This is a genomic window from Pseudomonas salomonii (assembly GCF_900107155.1).
Taxonomy (GTDB): domain Bacteria; phylum Pseudomonadota; class Gammaproteobacteria; order Pseudomonadales; family Pseudomonadaceae; genus Aquipseudomonas; species Aquipseudomonas salomonii.
Map to the genome: position 1 here is coordinate 486,021 of NZ_FNOX01000003.1, position 14,777 is coordinate 500,797.

Below are 14,777 nucleotides of genomic sequence, written 5' to 3' on the forward strand. Positions count from 1 at the left end.
AAAGCCTCAATCCATTTTAAGAATGAGACTTATACTCAAGGACGAAAATGATGTCAATATGCCTCTCTCTAAATATTTACTCATTTTTGTAGAAGTGACCTTTCCACCAACCTATTACAAATTTTCTCAGCCTTAAGATTGGGAAACCTACCAAATTGTTTAGCGTAGATATTCCACTCGGCATTTTAATCAGCCGATCAAACAATAGAGCTGTAGCCCTCATAGTTTTTGCAGACGGAAATGCGTCACCATGACTCTTCTTCAACAACCGCTCTAGTGTCTTATTGTATGTCGGATTATAATCAAAAATCCAATGTTGCAAGATAAAACCGGAGATTAGATTATAATGGCTTTCAACCTCAGCATTTTTTCCGCCTATATAACCGCACAGCGCTGAAAAATCTTGAAGGTTTAAACTTTCATCTTTTTTAAAGATATTTTCAAGAACATAAGAGCTAACCGATACATAGTTGTGTTGACGATGGCACAAACTTAGAATCATTTGAGCATACAGATCCCCAGATATAGCCCCCTCATGGACAAGAATATTTATTATTGGCTGTAACCAAGTACTATCTTTGAGCTTATAAATATTCGCTGAAAACCCTCTTGAATAAGCATCCTCCGATACGAATAGTGCTCCAGTTTCAGCTGCCAAAAAATATGGTTCTATCGCTTCCGCTTTTATACTAACCAACTGTTCCGTCAATTCATCTAAATCACTTGAGAAAGCATACTGCTTTATTACACATTTATCCTGGAGATCCTTGATTCTAAGGGCAATAAGGTCCCGCTGAGCCTGGAGGTCTGACTCACTATATTCTGACCGGGTAAAGACCCCGTGTCTCCAGCCAATACTCATCCTGGAGTTAGAGAGCCCATCAAACTCCCCCATAAGCTGCTGCATAATAAGAATTGTACTTTGCGAAATAATTACTTCGCCAAAATACTGATTCAACGCATCTAAAAGGCCAAGTTCTACGGCGACCCATGCCGTATAGCAGTCTAAAACTACAGACTTTCCTCTGAATCGCTGAACGCAGTCAGCTGCAATAATTCTCTCTTCCTCTGTACCTAAACATGTTTGGATATGGCCTACAGTAGACCGCATTAAATCAACCACATGAAAAATATTTTTCCGCCACATTCCTGCGGCGATTTCGAGCGGAATATTACTCTCAACTATAGTAGCTAGAAATTTCTCGTCCTGCTCTGCTTGACCTTTAACAAAGTCGAGCAATGGCTGAATGTTGCCCTCTTCCATCTTGATAGACCACAAACCTCCTTCTTCAGGAAACCTATTTTCAAACGTATTGCAAACCTGATGAAAGGCTTGATGATATCGGTGCTTAACTTCCTCGACTTTCCATATAATCTTGCCTTGCAGCTTAGATTGCTCGTACTCATATCCCACACTTCGACCGAGTACCTTCCTTACATACGGATCTACAGATTGAATGTCTAGTGCCAAATCATCGTGCACGGAAATCTCTACCATTCTCTCTATGACTACACCATCCGAGGACAGGAGTTTCACATAGCTGCCGGGGCCTACAGTGGCCGACTCATCTGGCAGTACTTCTTTATTAGCCAATAAAAAAACTTGAAAATAAGCAAGAGCTACTCTGTGATTATTCTGGTTAGCGTCATAAGTATCGTACGCCAAAGTCAGTCCTTTAGCTGACATACCAGCTTGCACCAAATAATCAGCCGCCTGCATGAATTGCTCAGCAGTGCCAATAAACTCTTCTAATTCATTGTCGGTGAGAATTCTTAGCAAACTTTCTTTATCACGTTCCAGCTTAGCAATTTCGCATACGACCAAAAGTCCATAAAGCTCTTTCCCGCCAGCGATTAAATACTGGTGCAGAAATTCCTTCGCAGCTTCGTAATCCTTTCTTTTGAAATGAAAGATACCAAGTAAAATTTCGAATCCTTTGTATCTTTCTTTGAGCTTTTCGTAGAAGGCAACCGCTTCAGTGCGTATTGGATACTCATTCAAATATCCAAGCGCAAGCATGTGTACAAGGTCATAATTTTCATGAATGTTCGGGTAAGAGCCAAGTAGGCTAACAATCTCTTTCCAACCTTGGAGAAATCGTACCAACTTCATATAGTGATAAAACTCGATAACATCACTATCTTTATTTATTCGCGTGCGCCCATAGTCATGCGCCAAAATAGCAATTGATTGAATCTGACTTTCCGCAGCAAATTCAAAAAGCAATAGACGTGCGCGACTATCTAACTTTTCGTTGCCAAGAAGATTCTCCAGGTCCATTTTTCCTTTAGCTTGCCCTTTGAATGCCCTCGCGATATACACAACTATCTTCGCATGTTGCAAAAATGCGCCGTCAAACTTTGAAAAACTATAATCTTGAAATTTATTAAGCCCAACCCAGTCCTTACGAGCAACCATACTTAGGAATTTCAGCTTTCGAGCTTCTTCCCTGTCAGTAATTTTCTTAAGTGCCTCGTCGCATAACTCGTTCTCGTCGAAATCTAACAGACATTTGACAACAGTATCGATAACTGCCTGATTATTTGCCATATTCTCAAGTACGTACTCGCATTCAGTACGTAGCATTTCACGATTCTGACTCAGTTTGTAAAGTATCAGTAGGTTTTGAACGTTCTGAAAGTCACCAGAGTTAGCAACTCGATCACTCGCTTTAAACGCGGCCCATTCAACATTAAAATATTCAGCCGCCAGATTGATTTGTTCGATGTCTTTTGAGGTAAATGAAAATCCGTTTGGACTTTGCCTTTCTTGAATATAATGATGCAAAATACCTGTAGCAACTAAATTCTTTGCTTGAGAGTCAGTTGGATTTTCTTCGAGGAACAAATTTGCCAGTTCTCTCCAACCTTGAATTTCGCGGGAAGCTAATAAGTGAATATGAGCTAACCTGACACTTTTTGTTTTTTTCACAATCTCAGAGAAGCCATGTATGGGATCAACAAACTCCTCTGAATATTGGTATTTAATACGTGTAGCCTGGAGTATAAACCCAGCTAAAAGCTCATTATCATCATTCCGTTCTAATTCGGCAGCCCCATAAGAGAGTGCTTCATCCACATTTTCATCAAGAATGTAGGCAAGGACCTTATATGCTACAGCTCTTTTATCTTTAGGCGCATATGTACATGCTTCATGTAGCAACCGTGCAGCCTCATCGACCTTTCCAAGTTGATGTTGGCAGATGGCAATATTTGCTTTTACCCTAAAAATAAGTAAAGGCGTTAAATTCTGGGCTTGGTGCAGGAGCAGCTCATTGAACAAATTCAGCGCATCATTTACTGCGCCAGAATTCATTTTATCTCGATACAAATTAACTTGCCGATCTATTTCTGTCTCTAACTCTCCAACATCGCTATTATTGATAATTGCAGCTTGCTTTACGAGCGCCCTTGTCAATGCAGTTTCAATATCATCAATATCGTTATATATAACTCTTCCGTTATTATCGCCGGCGATAGCGACGCTTGAGTTGTCAGCGCTAACAGTAGAAGGCAATTCTGTCTTACTTCGCCGTTTAAATAGATCCCAAATACTTGGCATTTACTTCCCTTTTCGGCTCTTTATTGTTATATCGCCGTTATTTTCACCATTAATAGCTACGGAACCCTTTTTCGCTTTGACATTTACATTTCGCTTCCATACAAACTTAAACGTTATGAAAACCAAAAACAAAAAGCCAAGCGCCAACCCAATTGCCAACTCCGGTTTTTCGAATAATGAAAAGCTCATTTTAGCCCCTTAGTTTTGAGAATCTGTATAAGCGAAATCCTACTCCACAGGATAGCAATCCGCCATGGTGTTGGCAGCTTAAAGAAGGCCGCTAGCCGGAATTTGCTCATATCTCAATACGGTGGTAATGAATTCAAGAAACTTTTTGTTACATCATATCGTGCGGTCGTTTAAGGATTCCCGAAAAATCCACTCGACTTTGTATGGCTGTGTGTATGGCTACGCGAAAATAAGGCATTATAAGCCAGTATTTATTGGGAATTTCGATTCCCTCTACCCGCTCCACTCAGATTTTGGTCTTGCGTCAGATTGGTTCTGGTGGGAGATGCACAAAAAAACCGGCCCTTGGTGGCTGGTTTTTTTATGTTCTAAATTTGGCTTCATGCGTGAGCGACCTGTTCCGATGCAGGGTATCTGGCTCCCCTTCCCCTTGGTATGTGCGGCCTGGGAAGGCAAGCCTGTTGCAGGGCGTGAAAAACCTACGCGGCGCGGTCGACGCGGTCTTGTGCCGCTTCTACCAGCATCAGCCCCAGTTCGATCATTTGCTGAATGGCCAAGGCCAGGTAGCGATGTTGAGAAGGCAGGCTTTCGGCGAACTCGTTGGTCATGGCACCCGCTCCGGCAATGGTTTCGTAAGCGTTGGCGAGCAAGGCTTCGGTGTTGGCTTCGGGGCGGACGCTGAACAGGGTCGCGGTGGGGTTACAGGCGTCAGTACACATCTGTTGATCCTCGGTAAGGACCACCTTCCAGAGCTACTAAACAATGGGTGGCGGCTGTATGCAGGTTAGTAGACCGGCGGATCAACGAAACCGGCGCACCCGAAAGTGCCCTGCGTACAGCCACCATTGAGAACAGACATCGAGATGCCTGACTGATAGGACAGCCATACGCCGTTGATCAAATCGGGCTACTAAACCCGACCGCTGATGGGCAGCGGCAAACGAACCTTAAAGCGCTCGTCCAAGGCGTACAACTCAGACGATTCTGCGTGTTGTGTAGGCAATAACACAACATTCAGGACCGCCGTACCGTTCTCCTTCAGACCGTAAATTCTGGCAATAGGAAAACCCTGAAGAACGTTTGAAACCGGCACGCCCTCGCATCACTCTCCCCAGCCTTCGACACAGACGTGTCTCTTGCCAACCCGTATCCAAGTAGATACAGTGAAACTCTGTGAGGCCCCGTGCGTTATTCGATCCAGCAAACCCAAGCCTTCACTCACTGGTGCTCGGCAATCCGCGATCTGCGCGCAAAAATCACCATTGCTCGACGTATTGAGCGAGCCAGTGTGGGCAATCTGGGTGATTTCAAGGTGCTGGGCGGCGGTGTTTCAGAGATGCGGATAGACGTGGGTGCGGGTTATCGCGTTTATTTCACCCTGCGCGGCAGGGAGGTCGTCATCTTGCTGGCAGGTGGCGACAAGTCTTCACAAGAGGCCGATATACGGCGAGCAAAAAAATTAGCAAAGGAGGTTTGATCATGGCTCAAACACTGACGACATTTGATATGGCCGAGCTGCTCGACAGTGATGAGGCCATCAGCGAATACCTTTCTCAGGTGCTGGCAGACGGTGACAACGAGGAGTTCCTTCGAGCATTAGGCTATGTAGCCAAAGCCCGTGGCATGACAAAGATTGCCACTGATGCGGGCGTAGGACGCGAGAGTTTGTACAAGGCATTTGCCCCAGGCGCCAAACCTCGTTTTGAAACGGTTCTGAAGGTGCTTCACTCACTGGGCATTGATCTGTTGGCTCGGCCTGGGCATACCAGCAATTATTCGACTGTTTGAGGCTCGCAACCCCGCTGCACCAACCACGCCAGCGGCAACGTCACCATTAACATGCCCGCCAGTACCATCACCGCTTCCGGTACACCCAGCGCGTCGCCCACCCCACCAAATACCACGGGTGCCAGCGCGCCGCCGCCGATTGTGCCGGTGTAAAACACTGCAAACGCTTGCTCGCGTTTACCCGCCGTTGCCAGGTCCGGCACGGCGCCGTACAGCACTGAAGAGGTGCCATTGAGCACCAGGCCCAGCAGCGGCAGCATCGCCATCAGCCCGCTTAGCGGCAGGTATACAGCAGCAATGATCAGCAGCGCCGTGCTGGTTTCCGTCAGCCATACGGTTTTCATCATGCCGATGCGGGCACCGAGGTAGCCGCAGAGCAATTTGCCGAACGCGCCACCGATAAACAGCAGCGTCAACGCCAGGCCGATGCCGGCAGTTCCCGCGCCTTTGGCTTGCAGCAGAAACGGCAGAAAAGTGAGAAAGCCCATGCGCACGGCGCTGTCGAGGGTACCGGTAAGAATCAACGCGCGCAGGCCGGTGACAGAGCCCGTTCCGCCAGTCGGCTTGGCCGTTTTTGTAGACACGGATTCGGCTATTTGCGCAGGCACCAGCCACCACAACAACCCCGCCGCAGCCAGGCCGAGCAACCCCAACAGTGTGGCACTGGCGCGCCAACTGATGACGGTGAGCAACAGCCCGACCAACCCCGGGATCAGGGTTTTGCCGATATCGCCGGAAAAATTGTAGTGGGACAGCGCTTGCTTGACCCCGCCGCCGTTCTCGTAAGCATCAGTAATCATCGAAGAGGCTAATGGGTGTTGGGTGCTGGCGCCCAAACCGCCTAACAGCAGCGCCAATAGCAACAGGCTCAGCCCAGTGGCTTGCCCCACCAATAAGTACGCAACGCCCGCCAGCGCAGTGCCGCCTACCAACATCGGCAGACGGCCCCAGCGCCGCGCCGCGCGGCTGGCCATCAGCTGGAACACGGCCATCATCCCGGAATAGGCACCGCGCAATAATCCGATCTGGGCGTAGGAGAGCGCGAACTGCGCCTGCCAGATCGGCAGCAGCACGTAGATCACATCCGTAAGGCCATCGTGTACGGCATGGGCGCCGCAGCCGGCGATCAGCGAGCGGCGGCGGGTCGAGGTTTCGCGGGCAGGCACAGCGATAGCGTCGTTCATGAGGCTTGGATCAACTCAGGTTTAAGAGGCTTCCAGCCCGTCAGGGCGATCAGCAACGTCAGCAGTTGAAAACCGATAATCAGCGCTACACACCCCGCCCAGCCCCAGCGCTCCCACATCAAGGCGGGGACGATGGCACCACAACTGCCACCCAGGTAATAACACGTGAGGTAAACGCCCACGGCACTCGCCTTGTTACCCTGCGCAGTGGCGCTGATGAACGCGTTGGCGGCGGCCTGGGCGAGAAAGACCCCGGTCGAACTGAGCGCCAGCCCCGCCACGATGCACCACAGCGACGGCGCCAGGGTCAGTGCCGAGCCGCTGATGCCCAGCACGCCAGCGACGGCCAGCAGCTCGGCGTGAGGCCGGGCTTGGCTGAGGCGGCCGGCGATCGGGATCACGATCAAGGCCAGCAGAAACACCATGTACAGCGTGCCCAGGGCCGCAGGCCCGAGGTTAAAAGGCGGTAGGCCAAGGTACAGGCCCGCGTAGGTAAAGGCCGCAACCTGGGAGAACAACACACAAAACCCGACGGCGTAGGCAGCCACCAACGGCTTGCGAAAAACGCCTGACGAAGCAGCCTTGACCGGTGCGACTCGCGGCGGGTTATCGGGCAGCAAAAACTGAATGAACCCACCGACCATCACGCTCAATACCGCCAACAATTCGAAGGCCTCGCGCCAGCCGACATATTCGGTCATCACGCCGATGACGAAGCGCCCGGCGAACCCGCCCAGTACGGTGCCCGCCACATAGAGGCTGGTGACTTCGGTCACCGTGGCGCCGCGCCAGCGGTCGCCGATGTAAGCCACGCTGGTGGCAAACACCACCGGGATCAACATACCTTGCGCAAAACGCCACACCAGCACTTCGGCAAAGCTGCCGGCGTAGGCGGTCATCAGCGCGGGCACAGCCAGTAACAGCGCGGCCACGGCGATGACCGTACGCTGCTCGAAACGCCCGGTCAGCCGGCCGACAAACGGCGCGGTAATCGCTACTGCCAGGGTGGTGACCGTAATACTCCAGCCCGCCGCCTTGGCGCTGATATGAAACTGCGCGGCGAAGGTGGTCAGGATGCTCTGGGTGGCATACAGGTTCAGAAACGCCGCGCAGCCACACAGGAACAGGGCAAGACGGGCACAATGCAGGCGCGGTTTCATGAAACCTCTCGTTTTATTTTGTGAGGTCTTTATAGAATGGCCAGCGGGTCTTAAACCAATACCGAATTCGAACCGATCAATACCCAAGGATCAGGATGCTCGACCTACGCAAGCTGCGTTACTTTCTGACGGTCGCCGAAGAACTGCACTTCGGCCGCGCAGCCCTTCGCCTGCACCTGGCCCAGCCTCCGCTGACCCGGCAGATCTCGGCGCTGGAAACGGAGTTGGGCTTCAAGTTGTTTGATCGCACCAGCCGCACGGTTTCCCTCACCGCCCAGGGCCGTTCGTTCCTGCCCTATGCGCGCGGCGTGTTGGAACAGGTGGAACTGGCACAGGTCATCGCCGGTAAATTGGCCGCCGGGACCGCCGGGCAACTGACCTTGGGTTACGTCAGTTCGATCGCGCTGTCGGACCTGTTCAGCCAGGCGATCCAGGCTTTCGCCCAGGGTTTCCCCGATGTGCAACTGACCTTGGTGGAGTGCGCTTCCGGCAGCTTGGGCGCGCAAGTGGCGGATGGGCGCCTGGATGTCGGGCTAAGCCGCCTGTTGCCGCAAAGCCAGGCCGTGCAAGCGTTGTCGCTGGGTGAGGAGCGTTTGTGGGCGGCGGTTTCCAGTGATAGCCCGTTAGCCCGCCAAACGCAGGTGAGCCTGGCGCAGCTCAGTGCTTACCCGCTGATTCTGTTTCCGCCCGATTACGGGTCGGGGTTGAACCAGTCGATCGAGCAGTTGTACCGACACTACGGCGTGCCCCTGCGTGCCGGGCCGACCGGGCGGCAGATCACCTCGATCATTGCGTTGGTGGCCGCCGGACAGGGCGTGGCGTTGGTGCCCGAATGTACCCGCAGCTTGATGAACAAGGGCGTCACCTATAAACCCATGGTCGAGGTGGATGCCTGTGCGCAACTGTTAGTGCTGACACCTGCAGCCGGCAAAAGCCTGTTGGCTGACGCATTTCTCGCGGTGCTCGCCCAGGCTTTACACACCGAGTAACACCTCGAAAATCCCCGCAATACCTCTCTACGACGCCGTTTTCAAAGGCTCATACACTTCATTCAGCACTTACCGAAACGCCGGTCGTCAGCCGTCGGTAGGTAGAGTGTTGATAGTTTATTTTCAGTGGTTATAGTCGCCACCAACACACCACAAGGAGGTGCGGTGGATAGCCGATATTTGATAGGTCACATTGTTGCGGATGGCTGGTACCTGGTGCGTACCCGAGGCAGTCACCACCACTTCAAACACCCGACCAAACCGGGGTTGGTGACGATTCCTCATCCCAAGAAAGACCTGTTGGACAAGACCGCCAAGAGCATTTTGAAACAGGCGCTGCTGAGCTGAGCGTCCCTGGAGGGCAATAGACATGCTTTACCCCATCGCAATTTCAACCGGTGACCAGGAAAACGCCTGGGGCGTGGAAGTGCCGGATATTCCTGGCTGCTACTCCGCCGGCGACGACCTGGACGACGCCATGGCCATGGCCCGCGAAGCGATCGAAGGGCACTTCGAAATCCTTGCAGAGGATGGCGCGCCGATTCCCCCTGCACAAAAAGTCACCCTGCACGCGGCCAACCCGGAATATGCCGGCTGCATTTGGGCCGTGGTTGATATTGATGTCACTAAATACCTGGGCAAAGCGCAGAAGCTCAATATCACCCTGCCGGGTTACCTGCTCAATCGAATTGATGAATACGTGTTGCATCATCCTGAAGAAAAAAGCCGTTCCGGCTTTCTGGCATCGGCAGCACTAAAGGTTCTGCAGCAGGAACATTGACTTAAGCAAAGTCCTAAAGCGACGAAGACGACCTTGGTTAAAATGCGCACCTGTCTTACCCATGAGCAGAGCCAATGCGCGTGCCTGTACAAAAAACTGAGAACCAAGTAGTTAGAAAGGTGGTGGGGCTGGTATTGATCATTCCACTGCTGTTACCGCTGACGCCAATCCCTTTCGGCCTCGGGCGCATGGCGTCGACAGCGGCTCTGGCGGGATCCATCTATGGCGTATGGTATTCAAGGCAGAACGCCAGTCGAGGCATCACACTGTGCGCAACCGCCCTTGCGCTACTTAACCTCGGTTCATGGGTGGCACTGTCGACGCCCTCGATCATCTGGTTCATCGTTTTCGTCGCTTGGGCCTATGGTTCCGGTAGCTGGATTCACTGGAGCATTTAGTCCCTGCAGGATTTGACCGCAAGAAACTGGGTTTCCCAACCGCCCACAAGGTGGAAAGTGGCACCCTACATTTCCAAGGAATCCGCTCATGCCTTACCACTACAAGCTCATGCCCTCCCCCGTCGGCCAGCTCACCCTGGTGGCACGCGACGGCAAACTCAACGCCATCCTGTGGGAAACAGAACGCGCCAATCGCGTGCGCCTGGGCGAGTTGCAGCAAACCGACGACAGCCCGGTGTTACTGGAAGCCGAGCGCCAGCTAGAGGAATACTTCACTGGCACTCGCCAGCAGTTCGATCTGGAGCTGGATTTCGACGGCACCGATTTCCAAAAACAAGTCTGGCAGGCCCTGCTGACCATCCCCTTCGGCGAAACCCGCAGCTACAGCCAGATTGCCCAGCAGATCGGCAACCCCAAGGCCGTGCGCGCGGTAGGCGCAGCCAATGGCCGCAACCCCATCTCGATCATTGCGCCCTGCCACAGGGTAATAGGCGCCTCGGGCGGGCTGACCGGGTTTGCCGGAGGCCTTGAGGCCAAGCAGTATTTACTGGCGCTTGAAGACCGCGGCCAGGCAAAGCTGGCCCTCTGATTACGCGTCTGCAATGGCGTCACGGGTAAAGGCCCGGCACTCGTACAAAGGCTCGAAACCTAATTGCCGATACAACGCGAAGGCACCCTGCGAGGCCTCTAGAAAACATCGCAGGGCCCCGAGGCTCGACGCGTGAAGCAAAGCGGCGTGGATCAATCGGGAGGCGTACCCCCTGCCACGAAACCCCAGGGTTGTGCCGATGTCGCTGAGCCGGGCCTCGCCATCACACAGTGACAACACCAGCGAAGACCTTACCTGCCGCTCATCGGACAAGGTGAAGTGGTATAGCGCCTGACCCGCGTCCAGGGCCCGCTGATGGCGGGCCTGATAACGCGCAACCTCCTCGGGCAGTCTCATGAACGCACTGCCAAAGGGCTCAGCCCAATCGTTCATGTTCCGCGTCAGTTGGACCTGCACACCGCTATCGCCCACCCATGGCGCCAGGCCCGCCAGGTCACCCACCATCGCGGTGGTCTTTTCGACCGGCTTAAAGCCGTGTGCCAAAAACACCTCACCCAGCTCTTCGACCTTTTTTTCATGGATCACCACGCGTATTGCCTGCGTGGTACGCCGGACAAGCTCCAGCGGCGCGGCCAAAGCGTTATCCGGCAAAGAGCTGCCGACCCGGATAAACAATAAATTGAACGGGCTGAAATACTCATCCGTGAAATAAGCGTTGATGCCGCCGCCGTATCGGCGATGCGTTGAGCACACAGCAGCAAAAAAATGCTCTTCGGTTTTAGCGTAGAGCGTGGGCAAGTCGCAGGCGGCGTTAACGTGCATGGAAGAACATCCGGATAAAAAAACCAGTCTTGCTCGCGCCATTCATACGCCGGAGTAGGCCTATTCCTAAAATAGCCGAAGGAAAGAGCACAACTTTGTTCAATTCCCAAATGTAAAAAGAAATTTCAAAGCACGCTTGCAGTCCATAGTTTCATCACCCAACGGTCAAGGAACAACGGTCATGAAATTCTCTGCAGTCTCCCAATCTCTGTCCCGCTGGGCAGGCAGTGCCCGCACGTTCTACGCGGCTGTCGCGCTGATCTGCCTGTGGAGCCTCAGCGGGCCGTATTTTCACTACAATGACACCTGGCAACTGATCATCAACACCTCAACCACCATCATCACGTTCCTGATGGTGTTCCTGATCCAGAACACGCAAAACCGCGACAACGACATCCTGCATATCAAGATCGACGAGTTGCTGCGCGTCTCCAAGGATGCGCAAAACGCCGTGCTCAGCCTTGATGGTCTGGACCGTAAAGAGCTGGAAAAACTGCGCCGGGAATACCGCAGCATCGGCGCGGCAGGCAGTGTCAGCCTTAACAGCAGTTGCGGCGAAGTGGTTGACGATGCGGTGACCAACAAGACCGATCTGAACCAGGCATAAAAAACGGCGGTTGGAGAAAATCCAACCGCCGTTTTCTATCTCAAGTGATGGACTCAACCGTCGCCTTGATGACCTTTGCCATAGGTCGACGCCAAGGCGCGGGCCTTTTGCAGGCGCTCCTCCAGCTTGGGCAGCGTCTCATCCACCAGCGCTTTGATTTCGGGTACGTCCGACGCCGCGCCTTCCTGTTTGAACAGGGCAATGGCGTCTTCGTTTTCCTTGACCTGTTGCGCGGTGTAAGCGGCGTCAAACGAGTCGCCGTCCTTGAGTTCCGGCATCAGGGTTTCGGCTTTATCAACGATCTTTTCGCGCGGCGCTACCGGCAAGTCGAGCTTCTTGGCGATGGCCGCCAGGTGTTGGTTGGCCTTGGTGCGCTCGTTGATCACCTCGATGGTGTAGTCCTTGATTTCCTGGGACGAGGTTCTGGCGTGGGCCATGCGACTGGTTTCGATATCGGCCATCCCTTTGGCCGAAGCCTGCTCGATGAATTCAGCAGGCGACTGGGCGAAAGCATTGCTGGCGCCGAGGCCCAGCAGCATCGCGAAACTGGCGGTGCGTAACCGGATAGCCATGCGGCTCATGATGGGTTCCTCCAGGTCAAAAATAGGTGCGGGCACAGACGCCCCGCCCTGAATTCGAATTTTCAGGGCGGCAAAGGTTTAGAAAAAACTTGCCAGTGCGACGAACGGTCGTCGCTGTATCAGGCCGGTTTGCTGCCAAACAGGCCCGGCAACGCGTGCGCCAGGGCATTGATGGCGAAGCCGATAAACATCACGCCACAGAGTTTGGTGATGAGGATTTCATGGCGCTGATACACCGTACGCACACGTTGAGCGCCGACCACGCCGATCAGAATGGCATAGGCCAACAGGCCACCGATAAAGCTCAGGAAGATCAACGACGGCAGCATCGCCCATGTCAGCAATTCGGCACGGCTGGACAACAACGCGGTGAAGGTCGCCACGGCCACCGGGTAAGCCTTGGGGTTGGTGAGACCGAACACAATACCGTGCCAGAACGGATGCCGCGCCGCGCCCTGAGGTGCATCGCCGCTACGCCGCTGGGTACGGATCGCACGCCAGCCGAGCCAGAACAGGTACAAGCCGCTGAGCACGCCCAGCGCATCAAAGGCTGTGCTGCCCACTTCCCGCGCGCCCACGATGGCAATCAACGCCGTGCTGCACCACACCACGTCACCCAGCAAATGCCCGCACAAAAAACCTGCCCCGGCACGACGGCCACGGGCAGCGCCGATACCGAATACGGCGAGCACGCCTGGACCTGGCGTAATGCCGTAGATAAAACCCGAAGCAAGCACGGCGAACAGCAGGGATAGGGTCATGGGCGCGACTCGATAGACGGTGATGAAGTGGATGGATTCTGCACGTTCCGCCGCTACGGGTAAAACGTCATTCCGGCATAAGGCTTGGCGCGACAGGCCTGCAAACGCGAGGCCAGATCGCCGACGTGGGCTTCGAGCTTGTGGCCATCGGGGTCGAGAAAGTAGAACGACGCGCCTTCACTGCGGTTGTCGCGCCATTCCTGCACCTGCGCAGCACGCAGGCGCGCCACCAGCGCCGCGAAACCACCGGTATCGGCGGTAAACGCGTAATGCGTGTATTCAGCCGCAGGTTCTGGCGAGCGCAATAGGTCGAGGGACAAGCACAGCCATAAACCGGGCAGCGACAGATAGGCGCCGCCGTACCAGCTCGCGTCGAGCCGAAGTTGCAACAATTGATGGTAGAAGCTGATGCTGCGGTTCAGGTCGGTGACGGCAAGGGTCAGGTGGTTAAGGCCTGAGAGCATTTTTATTATTTCCTGTTATCAATGACTTTCGGACAATACACCCTGCACCTGCCCAATCAACCACTGCAACCCCGAATCCCCGCCCCGCCGTGCATGCCACGCCAGCTCAAACGCAAACGAAGGAATATGAAACGGCGGCAGCACAGTCAGCAGGTGTTGCTGATCGATGCTGAGCAAGCCTCGGGATGACACCGTCAAAATCAGGTCTGTGCCCTGGATCAACTGCGGCGCCACGCCCCAGTGCGGCAGGCTGATCGCCACATGCCGGCGCTCACGAATCGCCGTCAACGCCCGTTCGATCTCCGGGGTGCCGCTGCCGCGCATTTCCAGCAACACATGCGCACGTGACAGGTAAGTCGGCAGGTCCAGCACACCGTTTGGCGGAAGGCTGTCGCGGTCAATCAGGCAGGTGTAATGCTCGTTGAATAACGGTGTGGTGCGCAGTTCGGCGGGCATGTCGGGGAACACCCCGGCAGCCAGGTCGAGGTCGCCATTGAGCACGCCGTCGACCATGCCTTCGCGGCTGGCCTGGACGATTTGCAAGTCGATGCCGGGCGCTTCACGGCGCAAGGTGCGGACCAGCCCCGGCAGGAAAATCGCCGCGCTGTAATCCGACATCGCCACACGAAACCGGCGTTTGGCCGATGCTGGTTCAAACCGGTTGGGCGCCAGCAGCGCCTGCACCTGGGCCAGGGCTTCAGCCAGCGGCGCAGCCAATTCCAGCGCGCGGGCGGTGGGCACCAAAGCGCCGCCCTGGCGCACCAGCAATGGGTCACTGAGCAGATCACGCAAACGCGCCAGCGCATGGCTGACCGCCGGCTGGCTCAGGTGCAAACGCTCGGCGGCGCGGGTGACGTGTTGCTCGCTGAGCAAGGCGTCGAGGATCACCAACAGGTTGAGGTCGATGCGGCGCAGATCATTCATCAGCTGCATGCTCGGCA

18 protein-coding genes are annotated in these 14,777 nt (G+C 54.2%); 8 read left to right on the forward strand and 10 right to left on the reverse strand.

The window, feature by feature from the left end; genetic code table 11:
- Positions 1-76: 76 nt before the first annotated feature.
- The 3 genes from BLV67_RS09655 to BLV67_RS09665 form a co-directional block, all read right to left on the reverse strand.
- Entirely contained in the window at positions 77-3,562 is a 3,486-nt protein-coding gene (locus tag BLV67_RS09655; RefSeq protein WP_074854446.1) for a tetratricopeptide repeat protein, read from the reverse strand.
- Positions 3,563-3,751 (reverse strand): hypothetical protein, encoded by a 189-nt coding sequence (locus BLV67_RS09660; RefSeq protein ID WP_074854447.1) that lies wholly within the window; start codon positions 3,749-3,751, stop codon positions 3,563-3,565.
- Positions 3,752-4,230: 479 nt separating this feature from the next.
- Entirely contained in the window at positions 4,231-4,470 is a 240-nt protein-coding gene (locus BLV67_RS09665; protein ID WP_056857397.1) for a DUF6124 family protein, read from the reverse strand.
- Between the two features lie 464 nt (positions 4,471-4,934).
- Here BLV67_RS09665 and BLV67_RS09670 point away from each other — a divergent pair, with 464 nt between their 5' ends.
- Both BLV67_RS09670 and BLV67_RS09675 read left to right on the forward strand, forming a co-directional pair.
- Positions 4,935-5,228 (forward strand): type II toxin-antitoxin system RelE/ParE family toxin, encoded by a 294-nt coding sequence (locus tag BLV67_RS09670; RefSeq protein WP_065929094.1) that lies wholly within the window; start codon positions 4,935-4,937, stop codon positions 5,226-5,228.
- 2 nt (positions 5,229-5,230) lie between these two features.
- Complete coding sequence (locus BLV67_RS09675) at positions 5,231-5,539, forward strand: addiction module antidote protein (protein ID WP_069788526.1); 309 nt, start codon at positions 5,231-5,233, stop codon at positions 5,537-5,539.
- Here BLV67_RS09675 and BLV67_RS09680 read toward each other — a convergent pair.
- Together BLV67_RS09680 and BLV67_RS09685 are read right to left on the reverse strand one after the other, a co-directional pair.
- Complete coding sequence (locus tag BLV67_RS09680; RefSeq protein WP_069788525.1) at positions 5,524-6,723, reverse strand: MFS transporter; 1,200 nt, start codon at positions 6,721-6,723, stop codon at positions 5,524-5,526. The genes BLV67_RS09675 and BLV67_RS09680 overlap by 16 nt on opposite strands.
- Positions 6,720-7,883, reverse strand: coding sequence for an MFS transporter (locus tag BLV67_RS09685; protein WP_069788524.1), 1,164 nt, complete (start codon positions 7,881-7,883; stop codon positions 6,720-6,722). Before BLV67_RS09685 ends, BLV67_RS09680 begins: the two co-directional genes overlap by 4 nt.
- A gap of 95 nt (positions 7,884-7,978) precedes the next feature.
- Here BLV67_RS09685 and BLV67_RS09690 point away from each other — a divergent pair, with 95 nt between their 5' ends.
- The 5 genes from BLV67_RS09690 to BLV67_RS09710 all read left to right on the forward strand — a co-directional run bounded on the left by BLV67_RS09690 (position 7,979) and on the right by BLV67_RS09710 (position 10,640).
- Positions 7,979-8,872, forward strand: coding sequence for a LysR family transcriptional regulator (locus BLV67_RS09690; protein WP_069788523.1), 894 nt, complete (start codon positions 7,979-7,981; stop codon positions 8,870-8,872).
- A gap of 165 nt (positions 8,873-9,037) precedes the next feature.
- On the forward strand, positions 9,038-9,220 hold the full coding sequence (locus tag BLV67_RS09695; RefSeq protein ID WP_017736377.1) for a type II toxin-antitoxin system HicA family toxin: 183 nt from the start codon (positions 9,038-9,040) through the stop codon (positions 9,218-9,220).
- Positions 9,221-9,242: 22 nt separating this feature from the next.
- On the forward strand, positions 9,243-9,653 hold the full coding sequence (locus BLV67_RS09700) for a type II toxin-antitoxin system HicB family antitoxin (RefSeq protein WP_065929088.1): 411 nt from the start codon (positions 9,243-9,245) through the stop codon (positions 9,651-9,653).
- 74 nt (positions 9,654-9,727) lie between these two features.
- The gene (locus tag BLV67_RS09705) at positions 9,728-10,051 is read left to right on the forward strand and encodes a hypothetical protein (RefSeq protein ID WP_065929087.1); all 324 of its coding nucleotides are present in this window, start codon (positions 9,728-9,730) and stop codon (positions 10,049-10,051) included.
- An 88-nt stretch (positions 10,052-10,139) separates the two neighbouring features.
- Positions 10,140-10,640, forward strand: a complete 501-nt coding sequence (locus BLV67_RS09710; protein ID WP_069788522.1) for a methylated-DNA--[protein]-cysteine S-methyltransferase — start codon at positions 10,140-10,142, stop codon at positions 10,638-10,640.
- On the opposite strand, the gene BLV67_RS09715 is transcribed toward BLV67_RS09710, so the two are convergent.
- On the reverse strand, positions 10,641-11,423 hold the full coding sequence (locus tag BLV67_RS09715) for a GNAT family N-acetyltransferase (RefSeq protein WP_069788521.1): 783 nt from the start codon (positions 11,421-11,423) through the stop codon (positions 10,641-10,643). It abuts the gene before it with no gap.
- Between the two features lie 181 nt (positions 11,424-11,604).
- Between BLV67_RS09715 and BLV67_RS09720 the strand changes: the two genes are divergently transcribed.
- On the forward strand, positions 11,605-12,030 hold the full coding sequence (locus tag BLV67_RS09720) for a low affinity iron permease family protein (protein WP_069788520.1): 426 nt from the start codon (positions 11,605-11,607) through the stop codon (positions 12,028-12,030).
- A gap of 53 nt (positions 12,031-12,083) precedes the next feature.
- Here BLV67_RS09720 and BLV67_RS09725 read toward each other — a convergent pair whose 3' ends face one another.
- The 4 genes from BLV67_RS09725 to BLV67_RS09740 form a co-directional block, all read right to left on the reverse strand.
- Positions 12,084-12,611 (reverse strand): DUF4142 domain-containing protein, encoded by a 528-nt coding sequence (locus BLV67_RS09725; protein WP_069788519.1) that lies wholly within the window; start codon positions 12,609-12,611, stop codon positions 12,084-12,086.
- Positions 12,612-12,730: 119 nt separating this feature from the next.
- Positions 12,731-13,372: a LysE family translocator gene (locus BLV67_RS09730; RefSeq protein ID WP_065929083.1), complete on the reverse strand. Its 642-nt coding sequence runs from the start codon at positions 13,370-13,372 to the stop codon at positions 12,731-12,733.
- Between the two features lie 53 nt (positions 13,373-13,425).
- Positions 13,426-13,836, reverse strand: coding sequence for a VOC family protein (locus BLV67_RS09735; protein WP_069788518.1), 411 nt, complete (start codon positions 13,834-13,836; stop codon positions 13,426-13,428).
- Between the two features lie 18 nt (positions 13,837-13,854).
- Entirely contained in the window at positions 13,855-14,769 is a 915-nt protein-coding gene (locus BLV67_RS09740; protein ID WP_425272299.1) for a LysR family transcriptional regulator, read from the reverse strand.
- Positions 14,770-14,777 lie beyond the last annotated feature (8 nt).

Bases quoted from the DNA above. Each gene is read 5' to 3' on its own strand.
- BLV67_RS09665 (WP_056857397.1), bottom strand. From the start codon at position 4,470: ATGTGTACTGACGCCTGTAACCCCACCGCGACCCTGTTCAGCGTCCGC.
- BLV67_RS09680 (WP_069788525.1), bottom strand. From the start codon at position 6,723: ATGAACGACGCTATCGCTGTGCCTGCCCGCGAAACCTCGACCCGCCGC.
- BLV67_RS09725 (WP_069788519.1), bottom strand. From the start codon at position 12,611: ATGAGCCGCATGGCTATCCGGTTACGCACCGCCAGTTTCGCGATGCTG.
- BLV67_RS09690 (WP_069788523.1), top strand. From the start codon at position 7,979: ATGCTCGACCTACGCAAGCTGCGTTACTTTCTGACGGTCGCCGAAGAA.
- BLV67_RS09710 (WP_069788522.1), top strand. From the start codon at position 10,140: ATGCCTTACCACTACAAGCTCATGCCCTCCCCCGTCGGCCAGCTCACC.
- BLV67_RS09700 (WP_065929088.1), top strand. From the start codon at position 9,243: ATGCTTTACCCCATCGCAATTTCAACCGGTGACCAGGAAAACGCCTGG.
- BLV67_RS09730 (WP_065929083.1), bottom strand. From the start codon at position 13,372: ATGACCCTATCCCTGCTGTTCGCCGTGCTTGCTTCGGGTTTTATCTAC.
- BLV67_RS09720 (WP_069788520.1), top strand. From the start codon at position 11,605: ATGAAATTCTCTGCAGTCTCCCAATCTCTGTCCCGCTGGGCAGGCAGT.
- BLV67_RS09655 (WP_074854446.1), bottom strand. From the start codon at position 3,562: ATGCCAAGTATTTGGGATCTATTTAAACGGCGAAGTAAGACAGAATTG.
- BLV67_RS09685 (WP_069788524.1), bottom strand. From the start codon at position 7,883: ATGAAACCGCGCCTGCATTGTGCCCGTCTTGCCCTGTTCCTGTGTGGC.
- BLV67_RS09715 (WP_069788521.1), bottom strand. From the start codon at position 11,423: ATGCACGTTAACGCCGCCTGCGACTTGCCCACGCTCTACGCTAAAACC.
- BLV67_RS09660 (WP_074854447.1), bottom strand. From the start codon at position 3,751: ATGAGCTTTTCATTATTCGAAAAACCGGAGTTGGCAATTGGGTTGGCG.
- BLV67_RS09675 (WP_069788526.1), top strand. From the start codon at position 5,231: ATGGCTCAAACACTGACGACATTTGATATGGCCGAGCTGCTCGACAGT.
- BLV67_RS09740 (WP_425272299.1), bottom strand. From the start codon at position 14,769: ATGCAGCTGATGAATGATCTGCGCCGCATCGACCTCAACCTGTTGGTG.
- BLV67_RS09735 (WP_069788518.1), bottom strand. From the start codon at position 13,836: ATGCTCTCAGGCCTTAACCACCTGACCCTTGCCGTCACCGACCTGAAC.
- BLV67_RS09705 (WP_065929087.1), top strand. From the start codon at position 9,728: ATGCGCGTGCCTGTACAAAAAACTGAGAACCAAGTAGTTAGAAAGGTG.